The following is a 21017-nucleotide window of genomic DNA, read 5'->3' as shown; positions in this document are numbered from 1 at the left end:
CCGCGTTCCCGCCGAAAGGACGGGTTACGTCTGGGAGAAACGGACATTAGGTCGTACAGTGGGGAAATGGGTGGGGAACCCTATTACGGTCCCGACTTCGGGTTGCTGCAGAGGCAGGACCCGGAGCTCGCACAAGTGCTGCTCGACGAGCTGGAGCGGGTGCGCGGCGGGATCCAGCTGATCGCGAGCGAGAACTTCACCTCGCCCGCCGTCCTGGCCGCCCTCGGTTCCACCCTCACCAACAAGTACGCCGAGGGCTACCCCGGAAGGCGCTACTACGGCGGCTGCGAGGTGGTGGACCGGGCCGAAGAGCTGGCGATCGAGCGGGCGCGCACGTTGTTCGGGGCCGAGCACGCCAACGTGCAGCCCCACTCCGGCGCCTCCGCGAACCTGGCCGCCTACGCCGCGCTCCTGCAACCCGGCGACACGATGCTGGCCATGGCGCTGCCGCACGGCGGCCACCTCACCCACGGCTCCAAGGTGAATTTTTCGGGAAGATGGTTCGACGTCGTGTCATACGGCGTGCGGCGCGACACCGAACTCATCGACTACGACGAAGTCCGGGATCTGGCCCTGCGGCACCAGCCGAAGCTCATCGTGTGCGGCGCCACGGCGTATCCCAGGCTGATCGATTTCTCGGTCTTCCGCGGCATCGCGGACGAGGTGGGCGCGTGGCTGCTGGCCGACGTGGCGCACCCGATCGGGCTGATGGCGGGCGGCGCGATCCCGTCGGCGGTGCCGTACGCGGACGTTGTGACGTTCACCACGCACAAGGCGCTGCGCGGGCCGCGCGGCGGCGCCATCCTGTGCACGCGGGAGCTGGCCAGGAAGATCGACCGGGCGGTGTTCCCGTTCATCCAGGGCGGGCCGCTGATGCACGTGGTGGCGGCCAAGGCGGTGGCGTTCGCGGAGGCGATGCGGCCGGAGTTCGCCGACTACGCCAGGCAGGTGATCGCGAACGCGCGGGCGCTGACGGAGGCGCTGGCCGGGCAGGGGATGCGGCCGGTGTCCGGCGGCACGGACACCCATCTGGCGCTGATCGACCTGCGGGATCTCGACGTGTCGGGCGCCGAGGCCGAGCTCAGGTGCGCGCGGGCCGGCATCACGCTCAACCGGAACGTGATCCCGTACGATCCCGAGCCCCCGTCGATCACGTCGGGGATCCGCGTCGGCACCCCGTGCGTGACCACGCAGGGCATGGGGCCCCAGGAATTGAAGGAGGTCGGGACGCTGGTGACCCGGGCGGTGCGGCATCCCGCCGATGCCGGGGAGGTCCGGGAAAGAGTGTCGGCGCTTCTGGCCATCCATCAGCCATATCTCAGCGAATATTAAGCTGGTCTGTGTCGTTTTCCGGTCCCAGACGGCCGGAGTATCCGGGAAACTAGGTTCGTGCGCGAATACCTGTTCATGGCGCTCATCGCCGCGGCGGTGACCTATCTGCTGGTCCCGCTGGTGCGCCGCTTCGCCATCCGCATCGGTGCCATGCCGGAGATTCGCGATCGGGACGTGCACACCACGCCGACGCCCAGGCTGGGCGGCCTGGCCATATACGGCGGGCTGGTCGTGGGCCTGTTGCTGGCCGGCCAGATGACCCATTCGGGCGAGGCCCTGGCGGGGACGGGCTCGAATCCGGTGCCCGCGCTGATCATCGCGGGTGGGCTCATCACGTTCACCGGCTTCCTCGACGACTGGTGGGGCATGGACGCCCTCATCAAGCTCGCCGGCCAGATCGCGGCGGCCGGGGTGCTGGTCTTCTTCGACATGCGGCTGACGTCGATCCCGCTGCCGGAGAGCTGGGGCGGCTCGACCAGCCTCGACTACACGCTCAGCACGATCATCACCATCCTGGTCGTGGTCGTGACGATCAACGCGGTCAACTTCGTCGACGGGCTCGACGGGCTGGCGGCCGGGATCGTGTGCATCGCGGGCATGGCCACCTGGGCCTACTCGATCATCATCAGCCAGGACATCACGGGCAGCAACATCACCGCCACGGCCGCCATCGCCGCCGTTCTCATCGGTGCCTGCCTGGGCTTCCTGCCGCACAACTTCCATCCGGCGAAGATCTTCATGGGCGACACGGGCGCCATGCTGATCGGGCTCGTGCTCGCATCCTCCATCGTCACGGTGACGCCGGTCGATACCTCGGCCATCGTGGAGATGAACAAGTTCCCCGTGCTGCTGCCGCTGCTCGTCCCCGCGGCGGTGCTGGTGCTGCCGCTCATGGACCTGATCACCGCCGTCGTGCGGCGCACGTCGCAGGGCCTGTCGCCGTTCGCGCCCGACCGCGGTCACCTGCACCACCGGCTGATGGACATCGGCCACTCGCACCGGCGTTCGGTGCTCATCATGTACGCCTGGACGTTCCTGTTCTCGTTCGGCATCGTGGGCATGTCCAGGGTCGGTGTGCCCGTCCTGCTCTTCCCCGCGGTCATCGTGCTGGCCCTGGCCGTCCTGGTGCTGATGGCCCTGCCGCGCTGGCGGGGCAGGGGCGGGGCGCACGCGGCGCCGCGCGACAACAGCCCCGACGACGACGGGCCTCCCACCGGGCCGATGCCGCCGATCCCGCCCGAGGATTCCCAGGTCAGGAGGCAGCAGCCGCCTTCTGACGGCGCCCGCGCGAGCGCCGAGGGCAAACCGGTCATTCCTGCCTTTCCGAGCCGTTCTTGATCGCGAACTAGAAACGGCAGGTAAAAGCGGTCTTCTGTGAGCTTGTGATATCTTTCACGAGCAGGGACTCCAGACCCACCGGTTCTGGAGGTAGCAAACGCTCGCTTGATAACTTGTTGATGGAGCACCGATGCAGGCCAACGACGTGCGCGTACTCAAGAGCGCCGCGATTCCGACCTTCGCGGTTGGGGTGGTCGCCGTGGCTGTCTCGCTCCTGACGATCGGCGGCAAGGGAGCGCTGGGCGCCGCGATCGGCACCTTGCTCGTCGGGGTCTTCTTCAGCATCAGCGTGGTGGCGGTGTCCTACGCCGCTCGGATCTCCCCCCAGATGATGGCGATCGCGGCAATGGTCAGCTACCTCGTCAAAGTCGTCGCCATCATGGTCGTGCTGGCCTCTTTCCGCGACACCACGGCCTGGAACACCCAGGCGTTCGCCTGGACGGTCGTCGTCTGCACGCTGGTCTGGACGGGCTTCGAAGTGCGCGCCTTCATGAAGACCAAGATGCTTTACGTCGACCCCGAGGCCGGGGTTCCCGGTAAGGGCGACTCGTGAAGTCAGGTAAAGCGGGCAGGCCCGATATGACTAGTCCTCTACTTGCCTGCTATCGTCAGGGCCGCGATGAGCGCACAGGAACGCCGACCCGAAAAGGACGGTCGCGACTTCGCCGACGCCATGTGGTCAGTCCCGAGCTACTTGATCGCCGGGATGGCTTTCTACGGAGGCGCCGGCTGGTTGCTGGACCGGTGGTTGGACATGTCCGCGTTCTTCCCCATAGGCATCGTCCTGGGGCTGGTGCTCGGTGGCTACCTGGCATACCGGAAGTTCGGTCGCTAGCCCATACGGCAGTAGATCGCTTCGCTGAGGAAAACCCTTGTGATCCACACTACGACGTTGAAGGGAACGCCGCGTGATTGCGCTGACGGTCCTCGCTCCTCCTGAAGACCAGTTCCGGGCCCCAACGCCTGACGAGCTGTTCAACTCCTTTACCCCGATCATCCCCGGGGTCGACTGGTTCACCAAGCCGGTTCTCCTCGCCATCCTCAGCGCGATCCTGGTGATCGGCTTCTGCTGGGCGGCCTTCGCCAACCCCAAGGTCGTCCCCCGGGGTGTGCAGAACGTCGCCGAGTACGGCTACATGTTCGTCCGCGACCAGGTCGCCCGGCCCTTCCTGGGCAAGGACGCCGACCGGTGGATGGGCCTGCTGCTGACGCTGTTCTTCCTGGTCTTCGTCTGGAACATCATGGGCGTCGTCCCGCTGCTCCAGTTCCCGGTGGCCTCGCACATCGCCTTCCCGATCGTCCTCGCGGGCTCGATCTACGTGCTCAAGGTCTACCTGGGAATGAAGCACCAGGGCCCGATCGGCTACTTCAAGAACTTGATGTTCCCGCCGGGACTGCCCAAGCCGATCTACCTGCTGCTGTCGCCGATCGAGTTCCTGTCGAACCTGATCATCGCGCCGTTCACGCACGCGGTCCGACTCTTCGCCAACATGTTCGCCGGCCACATGCTGCTGGCGTTCTTCAGCATGGTCGGCTTCTGGTTCCTGTTCGAGAAGCTGACGCCGCTCGGCGCCGGGGTGGGCGTGATCGGCGTGGTCATGACCATCATCTTCACGGCCTTCGAGATGTTCATCCAGTTCCTGCAGGCGTTCCTCTTCGCGATGCTGGCCTCGATGTACATCGGCGGCTCCCTGCACGCAGAGCACTGAGATCCACGTACCGGAATATCCATGACCGGTGAGACTTCGCTTCACCGGCCGTCCAGTAAAGGAATACAGCAATGAGCGTTCTCGCTGAGGTCTCCGGCAACGTCACCGCCATCGGTTACGGTCTCGCCGCCATCGGCCCCGGCATCGGCGTCGGCATCATCTTCGGTCAGGGCGTGCAGGCCATCGCGCGCCAGCCCGAGGCTTACGGCCTGATCCGCCAGAACATGCTCCTCGGCTTCGTCCTTACCGAGGCCCTCGCCCTGCTCGGTCTGGTCGCGCCGTTCATCTTCGCGAACATCTAAGACCAGAAGAAAACCCCTGACGAAAGGCTGCAACCATGATCAAGGCAGCTACGCTCCTCGCGGAGGAAGGCGCCAACCCGCTCCTTCCGCACACTTTCGAGCTCGTCGTCGGTATCTTCTCGTTCCTCGTCGTTCTCGTCGTCGTCGGCAAGATCCTCGTTCCGCGCATCCAGAAGACGCTGGGCGAGCGGACCGACGCGATCGAGGGTGGCATCAAGAGGGCGGAGGAGGCCCAGGCCGAGGCGCAGGCCCTGCAGCAGCAGTACCGCGACCAGCTGGCCGAGGCCAGGCACGAGGCGGCCCGGCTGCGCGAGGAAGCTCGCGAGCAGGCCGCGCAGATCAAGGCCGAACTCCGCGAGGAGGCGCAGGCCGAGGCCCGTCGCCTCGTCGAGGCCGCACACGCGCAGATCGAGGCGGACCGCCAGGCGGCCTTCGCCCAGCTCCGCACCGAGATCGGCCGCCTGTCGACCGAGCTGGCCGGCCGCATCGTCGGCGAGTCCCTTGAGGACGAGGTCCGGCAGAGCCGCATCGTCGACCGGTTCCTCGACGAGCTCGAGGCCACGCCGCAGGCGGTGCGCTGATGCGCGGTCTGAGCAGGACGTCGCTGGCAGAGGTCGAGGAGCGGTTCAACGCCGTCGCCGGCAGTGCCGACCTCGGCGTGCTCTCCGACGAGCTGTTCGCGATCGCGGATCTGCTCGACCGCGAACACGGCCTGCGCCGGGCTCTGTCAGACCCGGCCAGGCCCGGCGAGCAGAAGGCGGGCACCGTGCGCGCGCTGCTCGCGGGCAAGGTCAGCGAGGCCGCGACCGCCACGACCGAGGCCGCGGTCTCGGCCCGGTGGTCGCGGGCCGGTGACCTGGCCGACGCGATCGAGCGGCTCGGCGTCGTCGCCGCCGCGGCGGAGGCGGAGGGCCAGTCCAGGATCGACGACGTGGAGGACGAGCTCTTCCGCTTCGGCCGCATCGTCGCCGCCAACCCCGATCTGCGTCGCGCGCTCGCCGACCAGACCGCGCCGGAGGCCGGCAAGGAGCAGCTGCTGGGCGACCTGCTCGGCGAGAAGGTCGCTCCGACCAGCCTGCGCCTGGTCAAGCAGGTCGCGGTGCATCCGCGTGGGCGTAGCCTGGAGTCGGGCCTGGAGGAGTTCATCCAGCTCGTGGCCCAGCAGCGCCAGCGCCTCGTGGCGGTGGTGCGTAGCGCGGTCGAGCTGACCGAGGCGCAGAAGCAGCGCCTCACGGCGTGGTTGAGCGCCTCCTACGGCCGTGACGTGCACCTGAACGTCGAGGTGGACAAGCGAGTGCTCGGTGGGTTCTCGGTCCGCATCGGCGACGAGATCATCGACACCACCATTGTGGGACGAATCGAAGAAGTCCGCCGCCGGTTGGCCGGCTAGGCGAATAGGGAGACAGAGTAGAGATGGCGGAGCTTACGATCCGGCCGGACGAGATCCGGGACGCGCTTGAGCGCTTCGTCCAGGCGTACGAACCGGAAGGCGCCGCGCGCGAGGAGATCGGGACCGTCGTCGACGCCGGCGACGGCATCGCCCATGTCTCCGGCCTTCCCTCGGCGATGGCGAACGAGCTGCTCGAGTTCGAGGACGGCACGCGCGGACTGGCGCTTAACCTCGACACCCGCGAGATCGGTGTCGTTATCCTGGGCGACTTCAGCAAGGTCGAGGAGGGCCAGACGGTCCGCCGGACGGGCGAGGTCCTGTCCGTGCCCGTCGGCGACAACTTCCTCGGCCGCGTGGTCGACCCCCTGGGCAACCCGCTCGACGGCAAGGGCGCCATCGAGGCCGAGGCCATTCGTGCCCTCGAACTGCAGGCCCCCACCGTCGTCCAGCGGCAGCCCGTGAAGGAGTCGCTGGCGACCGGCATCAAGGCGATCGACGCCATGACCGCGATCGGCCGTGGTCAGCGCCAGCTGATCATCGGCGACCGTGGCACCGGCAAGACCGCGATCGCCGTCGACACGATCCTCAACCAGCGCGAGAACTGGGCCTCCGGCGACCCCGCCAAGCAGGTCCGCTGCGTCTACGTCGCGGTCGGCCAGAAGGGCTCGACCATCGCGCAGGTGCGTGCCCGGCTGGAGGAGGCCGGCGCGATGGAGTACACCACCATCGTCGCCGCGCCCGCTTCCGACCCCGCCGGTTACAAGTACATCGCGCCCTACGCCGGCTCGGCGATCGGTCAGCACTGGATGTATCAGGGCAAGCACGTCCTGATCGTCTTCGACGACCTGACCAAGCAGGCGGACGCGTACCGCGCCGTCTCCCTGCTGCTGCGCCGCCCGCCGGGTCGTGAGGCGTTCCCCGGTGACATCTTCTACGTCCACTCCCGTCTGCTGGAGCGCTGCGCCAAGCTCTCCGACGACATGGGCGCCGGCTCGATGACCGGCCTGCCGATCATCGAGACCAAGGGCAACGACGTGTCGGCCTTCATCCCGACCAACGTCATCTCCATCACCGACGGCCAGGTCTTCCTCGAGACCGACCTGTTCAACGCCGGTGTGCGGCCTGCCATCAACGTGGGCATCTCGGTGTCCCGAGTCGGTGGCTCCGCGCAGGCCAAGGCCATGCGCAAGGTCGCGGGCACGCTGCGTCTGTCGCTGTCGCAGTACCGTGACCTGGAGGCCTTCGCGTCCTTCGCGTCTGACCTGGACGCCGCGTCCAAGGCTCAGCTGGAGCGCGGCCAGCGGCTGGTCGAGCTGCTCAAGCAGCCCCAGTACAGCCCCTTCTCGCTGGAGCGCGAGGTGGCCTCGGTCTGGGCGGGCACCACGGGCGAGCTGGACGAGGTGCCGATCGAGGACGTCCGCCGCTTCGAGGCGGAGTTCCTGGACTACATCCAGGCCTCGCACAAGGGCATCTTCGACACCATCCGCGAGACCAGGGACCTGTCCGACGACACGGTGACCGCTCTGAAGGACGTTGTCACGGACTTCAAGAAGAGCTTCACCACCTCTTCGGGCGAGCTCCTGGTCAAGGACGAGCCGGTGGCGCCGCTGGGCGCCGAAGAGGTCGGCCAGGAGAAGATCAAGAAGGTCGTCCGTCCGGCGGAGAAGAAGTAGGCCATGGGTGCCCAGCTAAGGCTGCTGCGGCGGCGGATCAGCTCGGTCAAGTCGACCGCGAAGATCACGCGCGCCCAGGAGCTCATCGCCTCCTCGCGGATCGTGAGGGCGCAGCAGCGGATGTCGGCGGCGCTGCCGTACGAGCGTGAGATCACTCGCGCCGTCACCGGCGTCGTCAGCAACGCGGCCAGCGTCGACCATCCGCTGACCGTGGCGAAGGAGAACCCCACCAAGGCGGGCGTCCTCATCGTCACCAGCGACAGCGGGTTCTGCGGCGGCTTCAACGCCAACGTGCTGCGCGAGGCCGAGGCCCTGCGCGGGCTGCTGGAGAGCCGCGGCCTGACCGCGGTCCCGTTCGTCACCGGGCGCAAGGGTGTCACCTGGCACTCCTTCCGCGGTCGTGACATGGGCGGCCAGTGGGTCGGCTTCTCCCGGAGGCCGGCCTACGCCGACGCCAAGGAGATCGCGCAGACGCTGATCGACTCGTTCAAGGACGAGAACGGGATCGACGAGATCCACATCGTCTCGACCGAGTTCGTGTCGATGCTGACCCAGAACGTCGTGGTCAAGCGCATTCTGCCGCTGGAGGTCGAGGAGACCGAGGCGACGGAGGCGACCGCGATCCCGCCGTACTTCGAGTTCGAGCCGACCGCTGCCGACGTGCTGGAGTCGCTCCTGCCACGTTACGTGGAGTCGCGCATCTTCACCGCGCTGCTGCAGTCCGCGGCCTCCGAGGAGGCCGCGCGGCGGCGCGCGATGAAGTCCGCGACAGACAACGCCAACGAGCTGATGCGGGTGCTCACCCAGCAGATGAACCAGGCTCGCCAGGCCGAGATCACCCAGGAAATCAGCGAGATCGTCGGTGGCGCCAACGCGCTCGCTGACGCCGCAGCGGGGAAAGAGTGAAATGACTGCAGAGGCTGTTGAAACTGTAGAGGCCGCGGCGGCCGGCACAGGCCGCGTGGCACGTGTCACCGGCGCCGTCGTCGACGTGGAGTTCCCCGTCGAGGCGATGCCCGAGATCTATAACGCGCTCAAGGTCGAGGTGCTCCTCGGCGGGGAGACCAAGACCCTGACCCTGGAGGTCGCCCAGCACCTGGGTGACAACCTGGTCCGGACCATCTCGATGCAGCCCACCGACGGCCTGGTCCGCGGCCAGACGGTGCAGGACACCGGCAACCCGATCTCGGTGCCGGTCGGCGACGTCGTCAAGGGCCACGTGTGGAACGCGCTGGGCGAGACGCTCGACGTGCCGACCGCGTCGCTCAAGATCAACGAGCGGTGGGGCATCCACCGGCCGTCGCCGGCCTTCGACCAGCTCGAGTCCCGCACCGAGCTGCTCGTCACCGGCATCAAGGTCATCGACCTGCTCACCCCGTACGTGCAGGGTGGGAAGATCGGCCTGTTCGGCGGCGCCGGCGTGGGCAAGACCGTTCTGATCCAGGAGATGATCCGCCGGGTCGCCCGTAACTTCGGTGGCACCTCGTGCTTCGCCGGCGTCGGCGAGCGCACCCGTGAGGGCAACGACCTCTGGCTGGAGATGGAGGAGGCGGACGTCCTCAAGGACACCGCGCTCGTCTTCGGCCAGATGGACGAGCCGCCGGGCACCCGTCTGCGGGTCGCCCTGTCGGCGCTGACCATGGCGGAGTACTTCCGCGATGTGCAGAAGCAGGACGTGCTGCTGTTCATCGACAACATCTTCCGCTTCACGCAGGCCGGTTCCGAGGTCTCCACGCTGCTCGGCCGCATGCCGTCCGCCGTGGGTTACCAGCCCACGCTGGCCGACGAGATGGGTGTGCTCCAGGAGCGCATCACCTCGACGCGCGGTCACTCGATCACCTCCATGCAGGCGATCTACGTGCCCGCGGACGACATCACCGACCCGGCTCCGCACAACGCGTTCGCGCACCTCGACGCGCAGACCGTGCTCTCGCGGCCGATCTCGGAGAAGGGCATCTACCCCGCGGTGGACCCGCTCGACTCCACCTCCCGGATCCTCGACCCGCAGATCGTGGGCGAGGAGCACTACCGGGTGGCCCAGGAGACCAAGCGGATCCTGCAGAAGTACCGCGAGCTCCAGGACATCATCGCGATCCTCGGTATCGACGAGCTGTCCGAGGAGGACAAGGTCACCGTCCAGCGGGCCCGCCGCATCGAGCGCTTCCTGTCGCACCCGATGTACGCGGCCGAGGCCTTCACCGGCCAGCCGGGCGAGACCGTCCCGCTCGACGAGACCATCGCCTCCTTCAAGGGCCTGTGCGCGGGTGAGTACGACCACCTGCCCGAGCAGGCGTTCTTCATGGTCGGCGGCATCGAGCAGGCCGTGGCCAAGGCCAAGGAACTCGAGCGTAGTTAATCGCCCTGCAGCGGGTCGTCTTCGGCGGCCCGCTGCACCTACGGTGGTGCTTTGGGGTATGAACGGGGCACCACCACCAGATCGGAAAGGAACCTACACAAGTGGCGAAGCTACGTGTTGGGGTTGTCTCACCCGAGCGTGAGATCTGGTCGGGCGAGGCCGACATGGTGATTGCCAAGACCGTGGACGGCGAGATCGGTATTATGCCGCAACACGCACCTGTGCTCGGCGTCCTCGTCGAGGGCGGTGTGCTTCGCGTGAAGCGGGAGGGCGAAGGCGACCTCGTGGCGGCCGTGCACGGCGGTTTCATCTCCGTGGCCGACAACGAGGTGTCGGTGCTCGCCGAGGTGGCCGAGCTCGGTTCCGAGGTCGACGTCGCGGCTGCTCGCGACGCTCTCGACCGGGCCCAGGCCTCGATCGAGGCCAACCAGGAAGACGCCGACGCGGCGATCGAGGCCAAGCGTGCCAGGGCTCGGCTTCGCGCGGCGGGCGAAGAGGTATAAAGAGATTCCACGCTTTGGGGGCGGCATGGTTACGACGGTTGCGATTCTCGTAGTGTTTGCCGCCCTCATCGTCCTACGCGGGGTCACACTGGCCCGTGCCAGGGGAAGTGTGCCCTGTCGGCTGAGAGTGGGCGACCGGGGCTGGCAGAGCGGGGTAGCCCGCTACGCCGACGGGGAGCTCCACTGGATCCCGCTCCTGGGTGTGCGACTGAGGCCGCGCCACGCGATCGCGAGGCGCGGCCTCGTCGTTTCCGCCCGGCGTGAGATCGAAGGCGGGCTGTTCGCGGTCGACTGCGGCGGCACCACCCGCGGGCTCTCGCTCGCGATGAGCGCCGACGCGATGACGGGCTTCCTCGCGTGGCTGGAGTCGGCGCCGCCCAGCGCCTACCTGGACGTCGCCTAGTCCCCTGGCCGCCGGATCAGCGGGTGCCGCCGGGCTTCCAGAGGATCTCGTTGCCCGCGTGGGCGACCCGGCAGGCGATGAAGAGCAGGTCCGACAGGCGGTTGAGGTATTTCGCGGTCAGCACGTTCATGTCGTCGTGCGCTTGCAGGGCCGCCCACGTCGTGCGTTCCGCCCTGCGAACCGTGACCCTGGCCACGTGGAGCGCGGCCGTCGCGGGGTCGCCGCCGGGCAGCACGAAGCTGCGCAGCGGCTTGAGGCCGGCGTTGAACCGGTCGCACTGCTCCTCCAGCCGGTCGATGTACGACTGCTCCACCCGCAGCGGCGGGAACTCCGGATCGTCCACGACCGGCGTGGCCAGGTCCGCCCCCACGTCGAACAGCTCGTTCTGGACGCGGCCGAGCACCTCGACGAGGTCCGCGGGCAGCGTGCCGAACGAGAGCGCGAGGCCCAGGTGGGCGTTGGCCTCTTCCACGTCGGCGTAGGCGGCCAGCCGCGGATCGGTCTTGGACGCCCGGCTCATGTCGCTCAGCGCGGTGGTGCCGTCGTCGCCGGCGCGGGTGTAGATGCGGGAGAGGACGACCGGTTTGTCCTTGTCGGCGCGCGTCATGGCTTCAGATTAATGACAAATGTCATCGGCAAGGGACGCGGGATCCATGTCGGGTCCGTGATTTCAGCGACTAGCAGGGCGAACGCCTCCAAAGCCACGATTTACCCATGACGAAGGAGATGACCTGATGCTCGAGATCAGCGAGCTGCGCAAGCGCTTCGCGGGCGGCCCCGACGCCCCCGGCGGGAAGGTCGCCCTGGACGGCATCAGTTTCGCCGTACGGCCGGGCGAGATGTTCGGGTTCGTGGGGGCGAACGGCGCCGGCAAGACGACGACCATGCGCATCGTGATGGGCGTGCTTCAGGCCGACTCGGGCTCGGTGAGCTGGCAGGACAGGCCGCTCGGCTACGATGACCGGCGGCGCTTCGGCTACATGCCGGAGGAGCGGGGGCTCTACCAGAAGATGCGGGTCGCCGAGCAGATCGAGTATTTCGGCCGCCTGCACGGTCTGAGCGCGGCGGCCGCGAAGAAGGCCACCGACGACCTGCTGGAGCGGCTCGCGCTGACCGAGCGCCGGGGCGACGCGGTGCAGGCGCTGTCGCTGGGCAACCAGCAGCGCGTGCAGCTCGCGGTGGCGCTGGTGCACGACCCCGAGGTGCTGGTGCTGGACGAGCCGTTCTCGGGGCTGGACCCGATCGCGGTGGACGCGCTGGCCACGGCGCTGCAGGAGCGCTGCCGGGGCGGCGTGCCGGTGATCTTCTCCAGCCACCAGCTGGAGCTGGTCGAGCGGCTGTGCGACTCGGTCGGCATCGTCTCGGCCGGCCGCATGGTGGCCACGGGCACGGTGGCCGACCTACGGGCGGCCGAGGGCAACACGCTGCGCGTGGTCGTACGCGACCCGGCCCCCGGCTGGGCGGACGGCCTGCCGGGCACGGTCACCGTGAACGGCGACAGGCACGTCCTGCACACCACGGACGGCGACGACCAGGAGATCCTGCGCCGCGCGATGAAGGCGGGGCAGGTCGAGCACTTCGGGGTCGAGCAGCCGACCCTCACCGAGATCTTCAAGGAGGCCGTGGCGTGAACGGAGTGATGCTGGTCGCCCGGCGCGAGATCACCACGCAGGTGCGGACCAAGGCGTTCGCGATCGGCCTGGTCATCACGGCCGTGCTGGTGGCGGCGGTGACCTTCGCCCCCAAGATCTTCGACAAGCCGGACTCGTACACGCTCGGCGCCGTCAACTCCCAGCAACTGCCGCTGAAGGCCGCCCTGCCGGACGCGGAGTTCACGTGGCGCAGCTTCCCCGACGAGGCCGCCGCCAAGCAGGCCGTGCTCGACGGGGATGTGGACGCCGCGCTGGTCGACGGGACCCGGGTGCTCACCGACGGCGAGATCGAGAGCGAGCTCGGCGTGCTCCTGCAGAGCGTCAACCGCGAGGTGAGGCTCGGCGCCGCGGGCGTGTCGATCCCGCCGCTGAAGATGGAGTCGGTGGGCGCCGACACCCGCTACGAGGCCGCCCGCGCCGGGATCGCCGTGGTTCTCGTCCTCGTGCTCTTCATGCTGCTCATGGGTCAGGTCATGATGGTGGCCATGGGCGTGGTGGAGGAGAAGGGCAGCAGGATCGTGGAGATCCTGCTCTCCACGATCAGGCCGTGGCAACTGCTCGCCGGCAAGATCGTCGGGCTGGGCGTGATCGGCCTGATCAACCTGGTCACGATCCTGGTCGTCGGCCTCGCCTCATCCGTGGCCTCCGGCTTCGCCGCCGACTTCCCGCCCGGGATCCCGGGGCTGGTGGCGGCCGTGCTGGTGTGGTTCGTGCTCGGGTACGCCTTCTTCGCCACGCTGGCGGCCGCGCTCGCCTCGCTGGTCTCGCGCCAGGAGGAGGTGAGCACCGTGATGACGCCGCTCACCATGGTCATCATGCTCACGTACTTCGTGGCCTTCTACGCCACCAACGATCCGATGGGCACGCTGGCCACGGTCGTGTCGTACGTGCCGCCGTTCTCCGCCATGGTCATGCCGGTGCGGATGGCGGCGACCGAGGTGCCGATGTGGCAGGTGGGGCTGTCGATGGGGGCGATGGCGCTGGCGGTGCTCGCGGTCCTGGGCTTCGGCGCCAAGGTCTACGAGCGGGCGGTGCTCCGGACGGGGGCCCGGCTCAAGCTCGGCGACGTGCTGCGCGCGGGCTAGATGGACGCGATCACGCGGGCGCGGCGCCTCACCTGGAAAGTGCTCCTCTCGAACTTCGTCGCGATGTGGCTGCTGGTCGTTTTGACGTCGGTGGTCGCGTTCGGGGATGGGAGCCTCCAGTGGTGGCGTGCCGTGCCCGCTCTGATCGCCGCGATCTGTTTCACCTGGATCTCGCCCCGCATCATCCACGGGGCGCTGGAGCGCCGCTACCTCATCCGGGAGGTGGTGCTGGCGGGGGCCTTCGCCGTCGTGGCGGCGGCTCTGGGCGGGGGCGAGCCGTTCGGCTGGGGCATGGTGCTCGCCTGCTGGCTGAGCCTGGCCACGCTCCAGGTCCCGAGGCGCACGGTCGTCCTGCTGGCCGCCGGCACGTGGGTGGTGGGGGTCGGCATCAGTGTGTCGGCCGTGGCGCTCGGGGCGGCCGGAACGAGCTTGGACCTGAGCATCGGTCAGGCGCTGGTCTTCTACATGATCGCGTTCGGGATCTGGTGCGTGATCATGCCGCCGTCCAACCGGATGTGGATCTGGATCTGGTCGCTCGCCGTACAGGCTCACGAGGGCCGGGAGGCGCACACGCGGCTGGCGCTGGCCGAGGAGCGGCTGCGCTTCGCCAGGGACCTGCACGACCTGGTCGGCCACCAACTCTCCGCCATCGCCGTGAAGACCGAGCTGGCCGTACGGCTGTCGGACGTGGACTCCGGCGCGGCCAAGGCCGAGATGGCCGAGGTCAACGCGCTGACCAGGAAGGCGCTCAGGGAGTTGCGGCAGGCGGTGCGCGGCTACCGCGAGCTTGACCTGGCCGCTGAGCTGAACAGCGTGAAGGGAGTGCTGGAGGCGGCGGGGGTCCGCTGCGAGGTCCACCTGCCCTACCGGGACCTGCCCGACGGAGTGGCACCGGTGTTCGCCTACGCGGTCCGCGAGGCGGTGACCAACGTGCTCAAGCACAGCACCGCGACCTTCTGCGACATCTCGATCCGCTTCACGGCGCAGGAGGCGGAGCTGAGCGTCCGCAACGACGGGGTGCAGCGGCGGCGGGCCGCGGACCTCGGGAGCGGCCTGACCGGCATGGCCGAGCGCCTGGTCGCCGTGGGCGGCAAGATGAGCGCCCATCCGACGGAAGACGGACAGTTCATCTTGAATGCAGTCGTGTCACTTCCGATAGGTGGGTAGGGGAGGGACACGGGTTCACCTCGGCGGACGCTCTGCGTCCTGAGGTGACTACACCGTGTGCGATTGAGGAGGTGGCATGCGCGTCCGGGGCAATCCGAGTGCCCAGGTGGTGCGGATCGGCGCCAGGCTCGACGCCGGCACGTCGGCCGGCGTGCGGGAGCACCTGCACGAAGCTCTCGACTCCGGCGAAGGCGACCTGATCCTGGATCTCTCCAAGCTGGAGATGATCGACGCGACCGGCCTCGGGGTGCTGGTGGGCGCGCATCGGCGCGCGCTGAGCGTGCAACGCCGCCTCGTTCTTCGGGGGGTGCCACCGCGGATCATGCGGATACTGGCGGTGACCCGGCTGAATCGGGTGCTGCACATGGAGGTTCCCGCGGCCGCCGTGGCCTGATGTGACATATCGGAGCGGGCAACGATCAGCCGTTGCCCGCTCTTTTGTGTGAGGTGAAATACGGATTTCGGGCCGGCCATTAGGAATGGCCGCCGAATGGTCACCGAATAGTCACGACGTGCCGAGGCCGCGGGTGAAGATGTGCACGGCCACGTCGGCGAGTTCGTCGATCGAGGGCTGCTCGTCCGAGTGCAGCCACTCGATGAGTAACTCTTGTAGCGCGCCAATTACTCCGAGTGCAACCAGCCGCCGATTCAGCCCCTTGGCCTGCGGGAAATCGGCTGACGCCTCCTCGACCAGCCGCGCGAACGCATCCACCGCGCGTTGACGGGAAATTGTCAGGACATCGCCCGACCGGCGCACCTCAACATGCATGATACGGGCCCGTCGCCAGTCGGCCGTGGTGAATTCGACGTACGCGCGAATCCCCGCCTTGACCCGGTCGTCAAGTGTCTTCGGCGCCTCCTGGACCGCTTTGGCCACGACGGCCAGGCTTTCTTCCACGCAGCGCTCGTGCAGTGCCTGGAGGAGCTCTTCGCGTCCGCCGAAACATTCGTAGAAGGCGCGGTTGGAGATCCGCGCCTCCGAGCACAGCCTTTCGATGGTCGTCGCCGTGAACCCTGGCTTCGCGTATAGCGTGTACGCGGCTGTCATCAGCCGCTCGCGTCTGTCTGCCAGCCTTTGCTCAGCCGACATTCCCCGGTAAGACCGGTTCACATTCCACCCGTCCAACATGATCGTGGCCCCCAGAGCACACAATTATGGACGGATGATCCGTTTTGGGAAAGGGTAAGAAGATTATCTTTTACGTCGTCCATGCAAGAACGTGACGAGCCTGATCAGTCGCTCAAGCTCGGCGGGCCCTCGGGTGAACGAGGTCAGGTTCATCCCCGGCATCGCGAACCGCTGCCGGGAGATCGCTTTGGGCCTGGCGAACTCGCGTAGACCGTCGGCTCCATGGATCCGTCCGAACCCTGAGTCTCCCACTCCGCCGAACGGCAGCGCAGGCACTCCGGCAAACGAGATGACGGAATTGATGGCGGTCATCCCGGTACGCATCCTGCGGGCGAGCTCCATCGCCCTGCGCGTGTTCCGGGAGAAAACCGTCCCACCCAGGCCGTACGCCGAGGCGTTGGCCAGCTCCAGGGCCTCCTGGGCGTCACGGGTGCGGCGGACGGTGATCGTCGGGCCGAACGTCTCCTCGCGCACCGCGGGGGAGTCCTCGGGCACGTCCTCGACGATCACGGGTTCCACGAAGGGGGCGCGGACGGAGCCGGGGCCGCCGGTCACGATTTTTCCGGACTTGGTGGCGTCGTCGATGTGGCGCTTGATGATGTCCACCTGGCCCGGCATCGTGATCGGCCCGTAGTCCTCGCCGGCTTTCACCTTTGTCACCCGGTCGGACAGCTCCCGCATGAAACTTTCATAGACGGCGTCGACCACGTAGACGCGCTCGACGCCCACGCAGGTCTGCCCGGCGTTGGACATCGCGCCCCACAGGCAGGCGTCGGCGGCCCTGGCGAGGTCGGCGTCGGCGTCCACGATGAACGCGTCCTTGCCGCCGCACTCGGCCACGATGGGCGTCAGGTTCTCGGCGCAGGCCGCCATGACGCGCTTGGCGGTGGCGGTCGAGCCGGTGAACGCCACCTTCCCGACCCTCGGATCGGCGGCCAGCGCCGCCCCGGTCTCGCCCAGCCCGGTCACGGTCTGGAACACGGGATGCTCGGGCACCGACTCGGCGAACAGCTCGGCCAGCCGCACGCCGATGCCCGGGGTGAGCTCGCTGGGCTTGAACACCACGGCGTTGCCGGCGGCGAGGGCGTAGGCGATGGAGCCCATGGGGGTGAAGACCGGGTAGTTCCACGGGCCGATCACCCCGACCACGCCGAGAGGGAGGTATTCGAGCGTGGCGGCCAGGTTGAGGCCGACCATGCCGGTGCCGACCCGGCGGGGGCCCAGCACCTTGCGGGCGCTGCGGGCCGCCCAGTCGAGGTGGGTGATCGCCAGCACGATCTCCAGCGTCGCGTCGCCCACCGGCTTGCCCGTCTCCTCGTGCACGAGCCCGGCCAGCTCCCTCAGATGCTGGGTGAGGACGGCCTTGTAGTCGAGCAGCCGTTGCCTGCGCGCGGCGTGACCGAGCCCGGCCCACCAGGCCGCCGCCTCCCCGGCGCGGCCCACGGCCGCGTGCACGGCGTCGTGGCCCTGCTTGGGATGGGTGCCGACGACCTCGCCGGTCGCCGGGTTGAGCGAGTCGAACGTGAGCGTCGTCATGGCGTCACGATAGTCCGGTAAGCCGGTGCTTACCAGGATGTGGCACGCGTTCAAACCGTTACTCGGCGTGCTGTCCCGCCATGGCGGGACGGCGACGTCTGACAGCTTGTCGATGACCGGGTGCGGCGCTAGAACAGCGTCGGATTCTCCGGCTCGATGCCGCGCAGCGCGTCGTAGTCGAGGGTGACGCAGTCAATGCCGCGGTCGGTGGCGAGCACACGCGCCTGCGGCTTGATCTCCTGCGCCGCGAAGACTCCGCGCACGGGCGCCAGCAGCGGATCGCGGTTGAGCAGCTCCAGATAGCGCGTGAGCTGCTCGACCCCGTCGATCTCCCCGCGCCGCTTGATCTCCACCGCCACGGTCGCGCCCAGCGCGTCCCGGCACAGGATGTCCACCGGCCCGATCGCCGTCATGTACTCGCGCCGGATCAGCGAATAGCCGTCCCCGAGCGTCGTGATGTGCTCCGCGAGCAACTCCTGCAGGTGGGCCTCGACGCCGTCCTTGATCAGCCCGGGATCGACGCCCAGCTCGTGGCTGGAGTCGTGGAGGATCTCCTCCATCGTCAGCACCAGCTTCTCGCCGGTCTTGCCGTGGGTGACGGTCCAGGTCCCGCCGTCCTCTTTGAGCTTGCACGGCGGGTTCATCCAGTTGAGCGGCTTGAAGGCGCGGTCGTCGGCGTGGATGCTCACGCTCCCGTCCGCCTTGATCAACAAGAGCCGCGGCGCCATGGGAAGGTGCGCCGTGAGCCGTCCGATGTAATCCACGCTGCATCGCGCGATGACCAGCCGCATGACGCCCCACCTTAGCGGCTCTGGAAAACTGGACGCATGGCGTTCGAAAGGGTGGGAGTGGTCGGGCTCGGCACGATGGGGGCCGGGATCGCCGAGGTGTTCGCGCGGGCCGGCCTGCGCGTGATCGGGGTCGAGGCCGACGCCGAGGCGCTGGCCAGGGGCCGCGGGCATCTTGAGCGCTCCACCGGCAGGGCCGTCGACAAGGGCAGGCTGGCGCCCGGTCAGCGCGACGAGATCCTCGGCCGCGTCACGCTGACCACCTCGCGCGAGGACCTGCGGGACGTCGACCTGGTGGTGGAGGCGATCCCCGAGATCCTCGACTACAAGATCGCGCTGTTCAAGGACCTCGACCGGATCTGCGAGCCCGAGACCGTTCTGGCCACCAACTCCTCCTCGTTGTCCGTCACCGCCATCGCCGCCGCCACCGGCCGCCCGGGGCAGGTCGTGGGGATGCACTTCTTCAACCCGGCGCCGGTGATGAAGCTGGTCGAGGTCGTGGGCACGGTGGTGACCGCGCCCGGCCTGGTGGCCGACGTCGCTGCGCTGGCGGGCAGGCTGGGGAAGACGGCCGTGGCGGTGGGCGACCGGGCCGGGTTCGTGGTCAACCGGCTGCTCCTGCCCTACCTCAACCAGGCCGCCGTGCTCATGGAGCTGGGCGTGGCCGGGCGCGACGACATCGACGCCGCGATGAAGCTGGGCGTGGGGCTGCCGATGGGGCCGTTCACGTTGCTCGACCTGATCGGGCTCGACACCGCGTACGAGGTGATGGGGGTGCTGTTCGACGAGACGCGCGACCGGCGGCAGGCGCCCTCGCCGCTGCTGCGCGAGCTGGTCACCGCCGGGCTGCTGGGCCGCAAGTCGGGCCGGGGCTTCTACGGCGACCCGCCGCGGGAGGCGCCGGCCAAGTCGCGGCTGGGCACGTTCGGCGTGGCCGGGGACGGTGGCGAGGGGCTGGCGGAGCGGCTGCGGGCGGCCGGGTTCAGGTCGTCCGAGGATCCCGACGTGGTGCTGCGCCTCGCCGACCGGCCCGTGATCGAGCACGCCGTACGCCTCCCCGACCCCGCCAGGATGGTCGGCGTGCACCTCGTCGGCGACCAGGTGGCCGAGCTCGCCTCGACGGTGCTGACCTCGGAGGAGGCCGCGAGCGCCGCCAGGGACCTGGTGAAGATCGCCGGGCTGACGCCGGTGCCGTGCAAGGACCGGGCGGGCTTCGTGGTGGACGCCCTGCTCTTCCCCTACCTCAACGACGCCGTGCGGATGCACGACTCCGGTTACGCCTCGATCGACGACATCGACGCGGCCATGCGCCTGGGCTGCGGCTACCCCGCCGGGCCGTTCGAGATGCTGGAGTCGCTGGGCCTGGCGAGAGTCCGCGACGGGCTGAGAGCCCTCTACGCCGAATACCGCGAGCCCGCCTTCGCCCCCGCCCCGCTGCTCGACCAGCTCGTCACCGCCGGCGTCAGCCGATTCCCGCGTCCATGAGCCCTCGTCGCGCCCGCCGCAGGGAGTCCTCCCGCCCCTTCGGCTTCCCGACCGGGCTGGACAAAGTGGAGGAATGGCCCGACGGCGAGTGGAAGGTGCGCATGCTCACCGGCGCCTCCTCGACCAAGGACTACCGATGTCCGGGCTGCGACCAGGAGATCCGCAGCGGCCAGTCACACCTCGTCGCCTGGCCCAACTGGCCGGGGGGCGACGAGGAGCGCCGCCACTGGCACCCCGCATGCTGGCGTAAGAGACTCGACCGCGGCCCAGGCCGCACCCGTTATTGAAGGGAACCCCCAAGGTGGAGATTCGCGCGGCGACCGTGCTGCCCGCCCGGCGCGAGCCGATCGAGCTTGAGACGGCCGACGGCCTGACCCTGGTCGGGGAGCTGGCCCTGCCCCTCGACCGTCCCCCCGTGGCGACGCTGGTGACGCTGCACCCGCTGCCCACCCACGGCGGGTTCATGGACAGCCACGTCTACAAGAAGGCCGCCAACCGGCTGCCCGCCCTCGCCGATCTGGCCGTGCTGCGCTTCAACACCCGGGGCACGTCCTCCGAGCGCGGAACCTCGGAGGGGACGTTCGACGGGGGAGAGGGCGAGCGGTTCGACGTGGCGGCGGCGCTGGAGTACGCCGAGTTCCACGACCTGCCGCAGGTGTGGGTGGTCGGCTGGTCGTTCGGCACGGAGCTGGCGCTGAAGTGGGCGCACGACCCGCTGGTGGAGGGCGCGATCCTGCTCTCGCCCCCGCTGCACCGGGCCACCGACCACGACCTGGACGCCTGGGCGCGCTTCGGTCGGCCGCTGGTGGCGCTGGTGCCCGAGTTCGACGACTACCTGCGGCCCGAGGAGGCGCGCGCGAGGTTCGCGCGGGTGCCGCAGGCCGAGGTGATCGGGGTGGACGGGGCCAAGCACCTTTGGGTGGGGGAGCCGTACGTCCGCATCGCCCTGAACGAGATCGTCAAGCGGGTCAATCCGGCCGCGTCGCCGCTGCCCACGGACGTCTGAGACGACATGACGGAAATTTCCGGACAAATCGAGGGGCTGAAGGAAATTTGAGCATAATGAGCAAAACTCTGGACCTCTCGTGTGGCCAGGGTGAAAATCCGAACGTCAACCGAAGATCGTGGAGACGCCGGGCGGGTGCTCCTTCCCGCGCGTAACCCCTGCT

Annotated in this window: 24 protein-coding genes; 20 read left to right on the top strand and 4 right to left on the bottom strand. The window is 68.6% G+C overall.

What is annotated here, in order from left to right:
• Positions 1 to 66: 66 nt before the first annotated feature.
• The 13 genes from glyA (at position 67) to ACIBQ1_RS13065 (ending at position 11006) form a co-directional block, all read left to right on the top strand.
• Positions 67 to 1332, top strand: coding sequence for a serine hydroxymethyltransferase (gene glyA, locus ACIBQ1_RS13125; RefSeq protein ID WP_397277091.1), 1266 nt, complete (start codon positions 67 to 69; stop codon positions 1330 to 1332).
• 57 nt (positions 1333 to 1389) lie between these two features.
• Positions 1390 to 2670, top strand: a complete 1281-nt coding sequence (locus tag ACIBQ1_RS13120; RefSeq protein WP_397277089.1) for a glycosyltransferase family 4 protein — start codon at positions 1390 to 1392, stop codon at positions 2668 to 2670.
• Positions 2671 to 2800: 130 nt separating this feature from the next.
• Positions 2801 to 3223, top strand: a complete 423-nt coding sequence (locus ACIBQ1_RS13115) for a hypothetical protein (RefSeq protein WP_397277087.1) — start codon at positions 2801 to 2803, stop codon at positions 3221 to 3223.
• A gap of 66 nt (positions 3224 to 3289) precedes the next feature.
• The gene (locus tag ACIBQ1_RS13110; RefSeq protein WP_364836575.1) at positions 3290 to 3505 is read left to right on the top strand and encodes an AtpZ/AtpI family protein; all 216 of its coding nucleotides are present in this window, start codon (positions 3290 to 3292) and stop codon (positions 3503 to 3505) included.
• A gap of 73 nt (positions 3506 to 3578) precedes the next feature.
• The gene (atpB, locus tag ACIBQ1_RS13105; RefSeq protein ID WP_397277085.1) at positions 3579 to 4379 is read left to right on the top strand and encodes a F0F1 ATP synthase subunit A; all 801 of its coding nucleotides are present in this window, start codon (positions 3579 to 3581) and stop codon (positions 4377 to 4379) included.
• A 71-nt stretch (positions 4380 to 4450) separates the two neighbouring features.
• Positions 4451 to 4681, top strand: coding sequence for an ATP synthase F0 subunit C (gene atpE / locus ACIBQ1_RS13100; protein WP_344876161.1), 231 nt, complete (start codon positions 4451 to 4453; stop codon positions 4679 to 4681).
• A 35-nt stretch (positions 4682 to 4716) separates the two neighbouring features.
• Positions 4717 to 5262 (top strand): F0F1 ATP synthase subunit B, encoded by a 546-nt coding sequence (locus ACIBQ1_RS13095; protein WP_355391286.1) that lies wholly within the window; start codon positions 4717 to 4719, stop codon positions 5260 to 5262.
• Positions 5262 to 6071 (top strand): F0F1 ATP synthase subunit delta, encoded by an 810-nt coding sequence (locus tag ACIBQ1_RS13090; protein WP_397277083.1) that lies wholly within the window; start codon positions 5262 to 5264, stop codon positions 6069 to 6071. The genes ACIBQ1_RS13095 and ACIBQ1_RS13090 overlap by 1 nt, the downstream gene beginning before the upstream one ends.
• 23 nt (positions 6072 to 6094) lie before the next feature.
• A complete protein-coding gene (gene atpA / locus ACIBQ1_RS13085) occupies positions 6095 to 7744 on the top strand; it encodes a F0F1 ATP synthase subunit alpha (RefSeq protein ID WP_397277081.1) in 1650 nt (549 codons plus the stop codon).
• A 3-nt stretch (positions 7745 to 7747) separates the two neighbouring features.
• Entirely contained in the window at positions 7748 to 8650 is a 903-nt protein-coding gene (locus ACIBQ1_RS13080) for a F0F1 ATP synthase subunit gamma (protein ID WP_397277080.1), read from the top strand.
• Between the two features lies 1 nt (position 8651).
• Complete coding sequence (gene atpD / locus ACIBQ1_RS13075) at positions 8652 to 10100, top strand: F0F1 ATP synthase subunit beta (RefSeq protein WP_397277078.1); 1449 nt, start codon at positions 8652 to 8654, stop codon at positions 10098 to 10100.
• 101 nt (positions 10101 to 10201) lie between these two features.
• Complete coding sequence (locus tag ACIBQ1_RS13070; protein WP_138666580.1) at positions 10202 to 10603, top strand: F0F1 ATP synthase subunit epsilon; 402 nt, start codon at positions 10202 to 10204, stop codon at positions 10601 to 10603.
• 25 nt (positions 10604 to 10628) lie between these two features.
• Positions 10629 to 11006 carry a DUF2550 domain-containing protein gene (locus ACIBQ1_RS13065; RefSeq protein ID WP_397277076.1) on the top strand — a complete coding sequence of 126 codons (378 nt, stop codon included), beginning with the start codon at positions 10629 to 10631 and terminating at the stop codon, positions 11004 to 11006.
• A 16-nt stretch (positions 11007 to 11022) separates the two neighbouring features.
• Here ACIBQ1_RS13065 and ACIBQ1_RS13060 read toward each other — a convergent pair whose 3' ends face one another.
• Positions 11023 to 11613 (bottom strand): cob(I)yrinic acid a,c-diamide adenosyltransferase, encoded by a 591-nt coding sequence (locus ACIBQ1_RS13060; RefSeq protein ID WP_397277074.1) that lies wholly within the window; start codon positions 11611 to 11613, stop codon positions 11023 to 11025.
• A 127-nt stretch (positions 11614 to 11740) separates the two neighbouring features.
• Between ACIBQ1_RS13060 and ACIBQ1_RS13055 the strand changes: the two genes are divergently transcribed.
• From ACIBQ1_RS13055 to ACIBQ1_RS13040, 4 genes are all read left to right on the top strand, one after another.
• Positions 11741 to 12637, top strand: a complete 897-nt coding sequence (locus ACIBQ1_RS13055; RefSeq protein WP_397277073.1) for an ABC transporter ATP-binding protein — start codon at positions 11741 to 11743, stop codon at positions 12635 to 12637.
• Positions 12634 to 13743, top strand: coding sequence for an ABC transporter permease (locus ACIBQ1_RS13050; protein ID WP_397277071.1), 1110 nt, complete (start codon positions 12634 to 12636; stop codon positions 13741 to 13743). Before ACIBQ1_RS13055 ends, ACIBQ1_RS13050 begins: the two co-directional genes overlap by 4 nt.
• The gene (locus ACIBQ1_RS13045; RefSeq protein WP_397277069.1) at positions 13744 to 14910 is read left to right on the top strand and encodes a sensor histidine kinase; all 1167 of its coding nucleotides are present in this window, start codon (positions 13744 to 13746) and stop codon (positions 14908 to 14910) included.
• 76 nt (positions 14911 to 14986) lie between these two features.
• Positions 14987 to 15304, top strand: a complete 318-nt coding sequence (locus ACIBQ1_RS13040) for an STAS domain-containing protein (protein ID WP_397277067.1) — start codon at positions 14987 to 14989, stop codon at positions 15302 to 15304.
• A 111-nt stretch (positions 15305 to 15415) separates the two neighbouring features.
• Here the strand turns inward: ACIBQ1_RS13040 and ACIBQ1_RS13035 are convergent, their stop codons facing one another.
• The 3 genes from ACIBQ1_RS13035 to nucS form a co-directional block, all read right to left on the bottom strand.
• Positions 15416 to 15958: a TetR/AcrR family transcriptional regulator gene (locus ACIBQ1_RS13035; RefSeq protein WP_397277065.1), complete on the bottom strand. Its 543-nt coding sequence runs from the start codon at positions 15956 to 15958 to the stop codon at positions 15416 to 15418.
• A gap of 144 nt (positions 15959 to 16102) precedes the next feature.
• Positions 16103 to 17575, bottom strand: coding sequence for an aldehyde dehydrogenase family protein (locus ACIBQ1_RS13030; RefSeq protein ID WP_397277063.1), 1473 nt, complete (start codon positions 17573 to 17575; stop codon positions 16103 to 16105).
• Between the two features lie 128 nt (positions 17576 to 17703).
• A complete protein-coding gene (nucS, locus tag ACIBQ1_RS13025; RefSeq protein ID WP_394501278.1) occupies positions 17704 to 18366 on the bottom strand; it encodes an endonuclease NucS in 663 nt (220 codons plus the stop codon).
• A gap of 36 nt (positions 18367 to 18402) precedes the next feature.
• On the opposite strand from nucS, the gene ACIBQ1_RS13020 reads away from it, so the two are divergent.
• Genes ACIBQ1_RS13020 through ACIBQ1_RS13010 form a run of 3 tightly spaced genes read left to right on the top strand, consistent with a single transcriptional unit; the run spans position 18403 to position 20854 of the window.
• Positions 18403 to 19848, top strand: coding sequence for a 3-hydroxybutyryl-CoA dehydrogenase (locus ACIBQ1_RS13020; protein WP_397277061.1), 1446 nt, complete (start codon positions 18403 to 18405; stop codon positions 19846 to 19848).
• Positions 19845 to 20135, top strand: a complete 291-nt coding sequence (locus ACIBQ1_RS13015; RefSeq protein WP_355391334.1) for an ATP/GTP-binding protein — start codon at positions 19845 to 19847, stop codon at positions 20133 to 20135. The genes ACIBQ1_RS13020 and ACIBQ1_RS13015 overlap by 4 nt, the downstream gene beginning before the upstream one ends.
• Positions 20136 to 20149: 14 nt before the next feature.
• Entirely contained in the window at positions 20150 to 20854 is a 705-nt protein-coding gene (locus ACIBQ1_RS13010) for an alpha/beta fold hydrolase (RefSeq protein ID WP_355391337.1), read from the top strand.
• Positions 20855 to 21017: the final 163 nt, after the last annotated feature.

It is taken from the genome of Nonomuraea sp. NPDC050153, from assembly GCF_044460125.1.
Taxonomy (GTDB): Bacteria; Actinomycetota; Actinomycetes; order Streptosporangiales; family Streptosporangiaceae; genus Nonomuraea.
The sequence above is the reverse complement of the archived record's forward strand: the minus strand, read 5'-3'. Positions and strand labels throughout refer to the sequence as shown.

Bases quoted from the DNA above. Each gene is read 5' to 3' on its own strand.
- glyA (WP_397277091.1), top strand. From the start codon at position 67: ATGGGTGGGGAACCCTATTACGGTCCCGACTTCGGGTTGCTGCAGAGG.
- ACIBQ1_RS13115 (WP_397277087.1), top strand. From the start codon at position 2,801: ATGCAGGCCAACGACGTGCGCGTACTCAAGAGCGCCGCGATTCCGACC.
- ACIBQ1_RS13110 (WP_364836575.1), top strand. From the start codon at position 3,290: ATGAGCGCACAGGAACGCCGACCCGAAAAGGACGGTCGCGACTTCGCC.
- atpE (WP_344876161.1), top strand. From the start codon at position 4,451: ATGAGCGTTCTCGCTGAGGTCTCCGGCAACGTCACCGCCATCGGTTAC.
- ACIBQ1_RS13095 (WP_355391286.1), top strand. From the start codon at position 4,717: ATGATCAAGGCAGCTACGCTCCTCGCGGAGGAAGGCGCCAACCCGCTC.
- ACIBQ1_RS13090 (WP_397277083.1), top strand. From the start codon at position 5,262: ATGCGCGGTCTGAGCAGGACGTCGCTGGCAGAGGTCGAGGAGCGGTTC.
- atpA (WP_397277081.1), top strand. From the start codon at position 6,095: ATGGCGGAGCTTACGATCCGGCCGGACGAGATCCGGGACGCGCTTGAG.
- ACIBQ1_RS13080 (WP_397277080.1), top strand. From the start codon at position 7,748: ATGGGTGCCCAGCTAAGGCTGCTGCGGCGGCGGATCAGCTCGGTCAAG.
- atpD (WP_397277078.1), top strand. From the start codon at position 8,652: ATGACTGCAGAGGCTGTTGAAACTGTAGAGGCCGCGGCGGCCGGCACA.
- ACIBQ1_RS13065 (WP_397277076.1), top strand. From the start codon at position 10,629: ATGGTTACGACGGTTGCGATTCTCGTAGTGTTTGCCGCCCTCATCGTC.
- ACIBQ1_RS13060 (WP_397277074.1), bottom strand. From the start codon at position 11,613: ATGACGCGCGCCGACAAGGACAAACCGGTCGTCCTCTCCCGCATCTAC.
- ACIBQ1_RS13055 (WP_397277073.1), top strand. From the start codon at position 11,741: ATGCTCGAGATCAGCGAGCTGCGCAAGCGCTTCGCGGGCGGCCCCGAC.
- ACIBQ1_RS13045 (WP_397277069.1), top strand. From the start codon at position 13,744: ATGGACGCGATCACGCGGGCGCGGCGCCTCACCTGGAAAGTGCTCCTC.
- ACIBQ1_RS13040 (WP_397277067.1), top strand. From the start codon at position 14,987: ATGCGCGTCCGGGGCAATCCGAGTGCCCAGGTGGTGCGGATCGGCGCC.
- ACIBQ1_RS13035 (WP_397277065.1), bottom strand. From the start codon at position 15,958: ATGACAGCCGCGTACACGCTATACGCGAAGCCAGGGTTCACGGCGACG.
- ACIBQ1_RS13030 (WP_397277063.1), bottom strand. From the start codon at position 17,575: ATGACGACGCTCACGTTCGACTCGCTCAACCCGGCGACCGGCGAGGTC.
- nucS (WP_394501278.1), bottom strand. From the start codon at position 18,366: ATGCGGCTGGTCATCGCGCGATGCAGCGTGGATTACATCGGACGGCTC.
- ACIBQ1_RS13020 (WP_397277061.1), top strand. From the start codon at position 18,403: ATGGCGTTCGAAAGGGTGGGAGTGGTCGGGCTCGGCACGATGGGGGCC.
- ACIBQ1_RS13015 (WP_355391334.1), top strand. From the start codon at position 19,845: ATGAGCCCTCGTCGCGCCCGCCGCAGGGAGTCCTCCCGCCCCTTCGGC.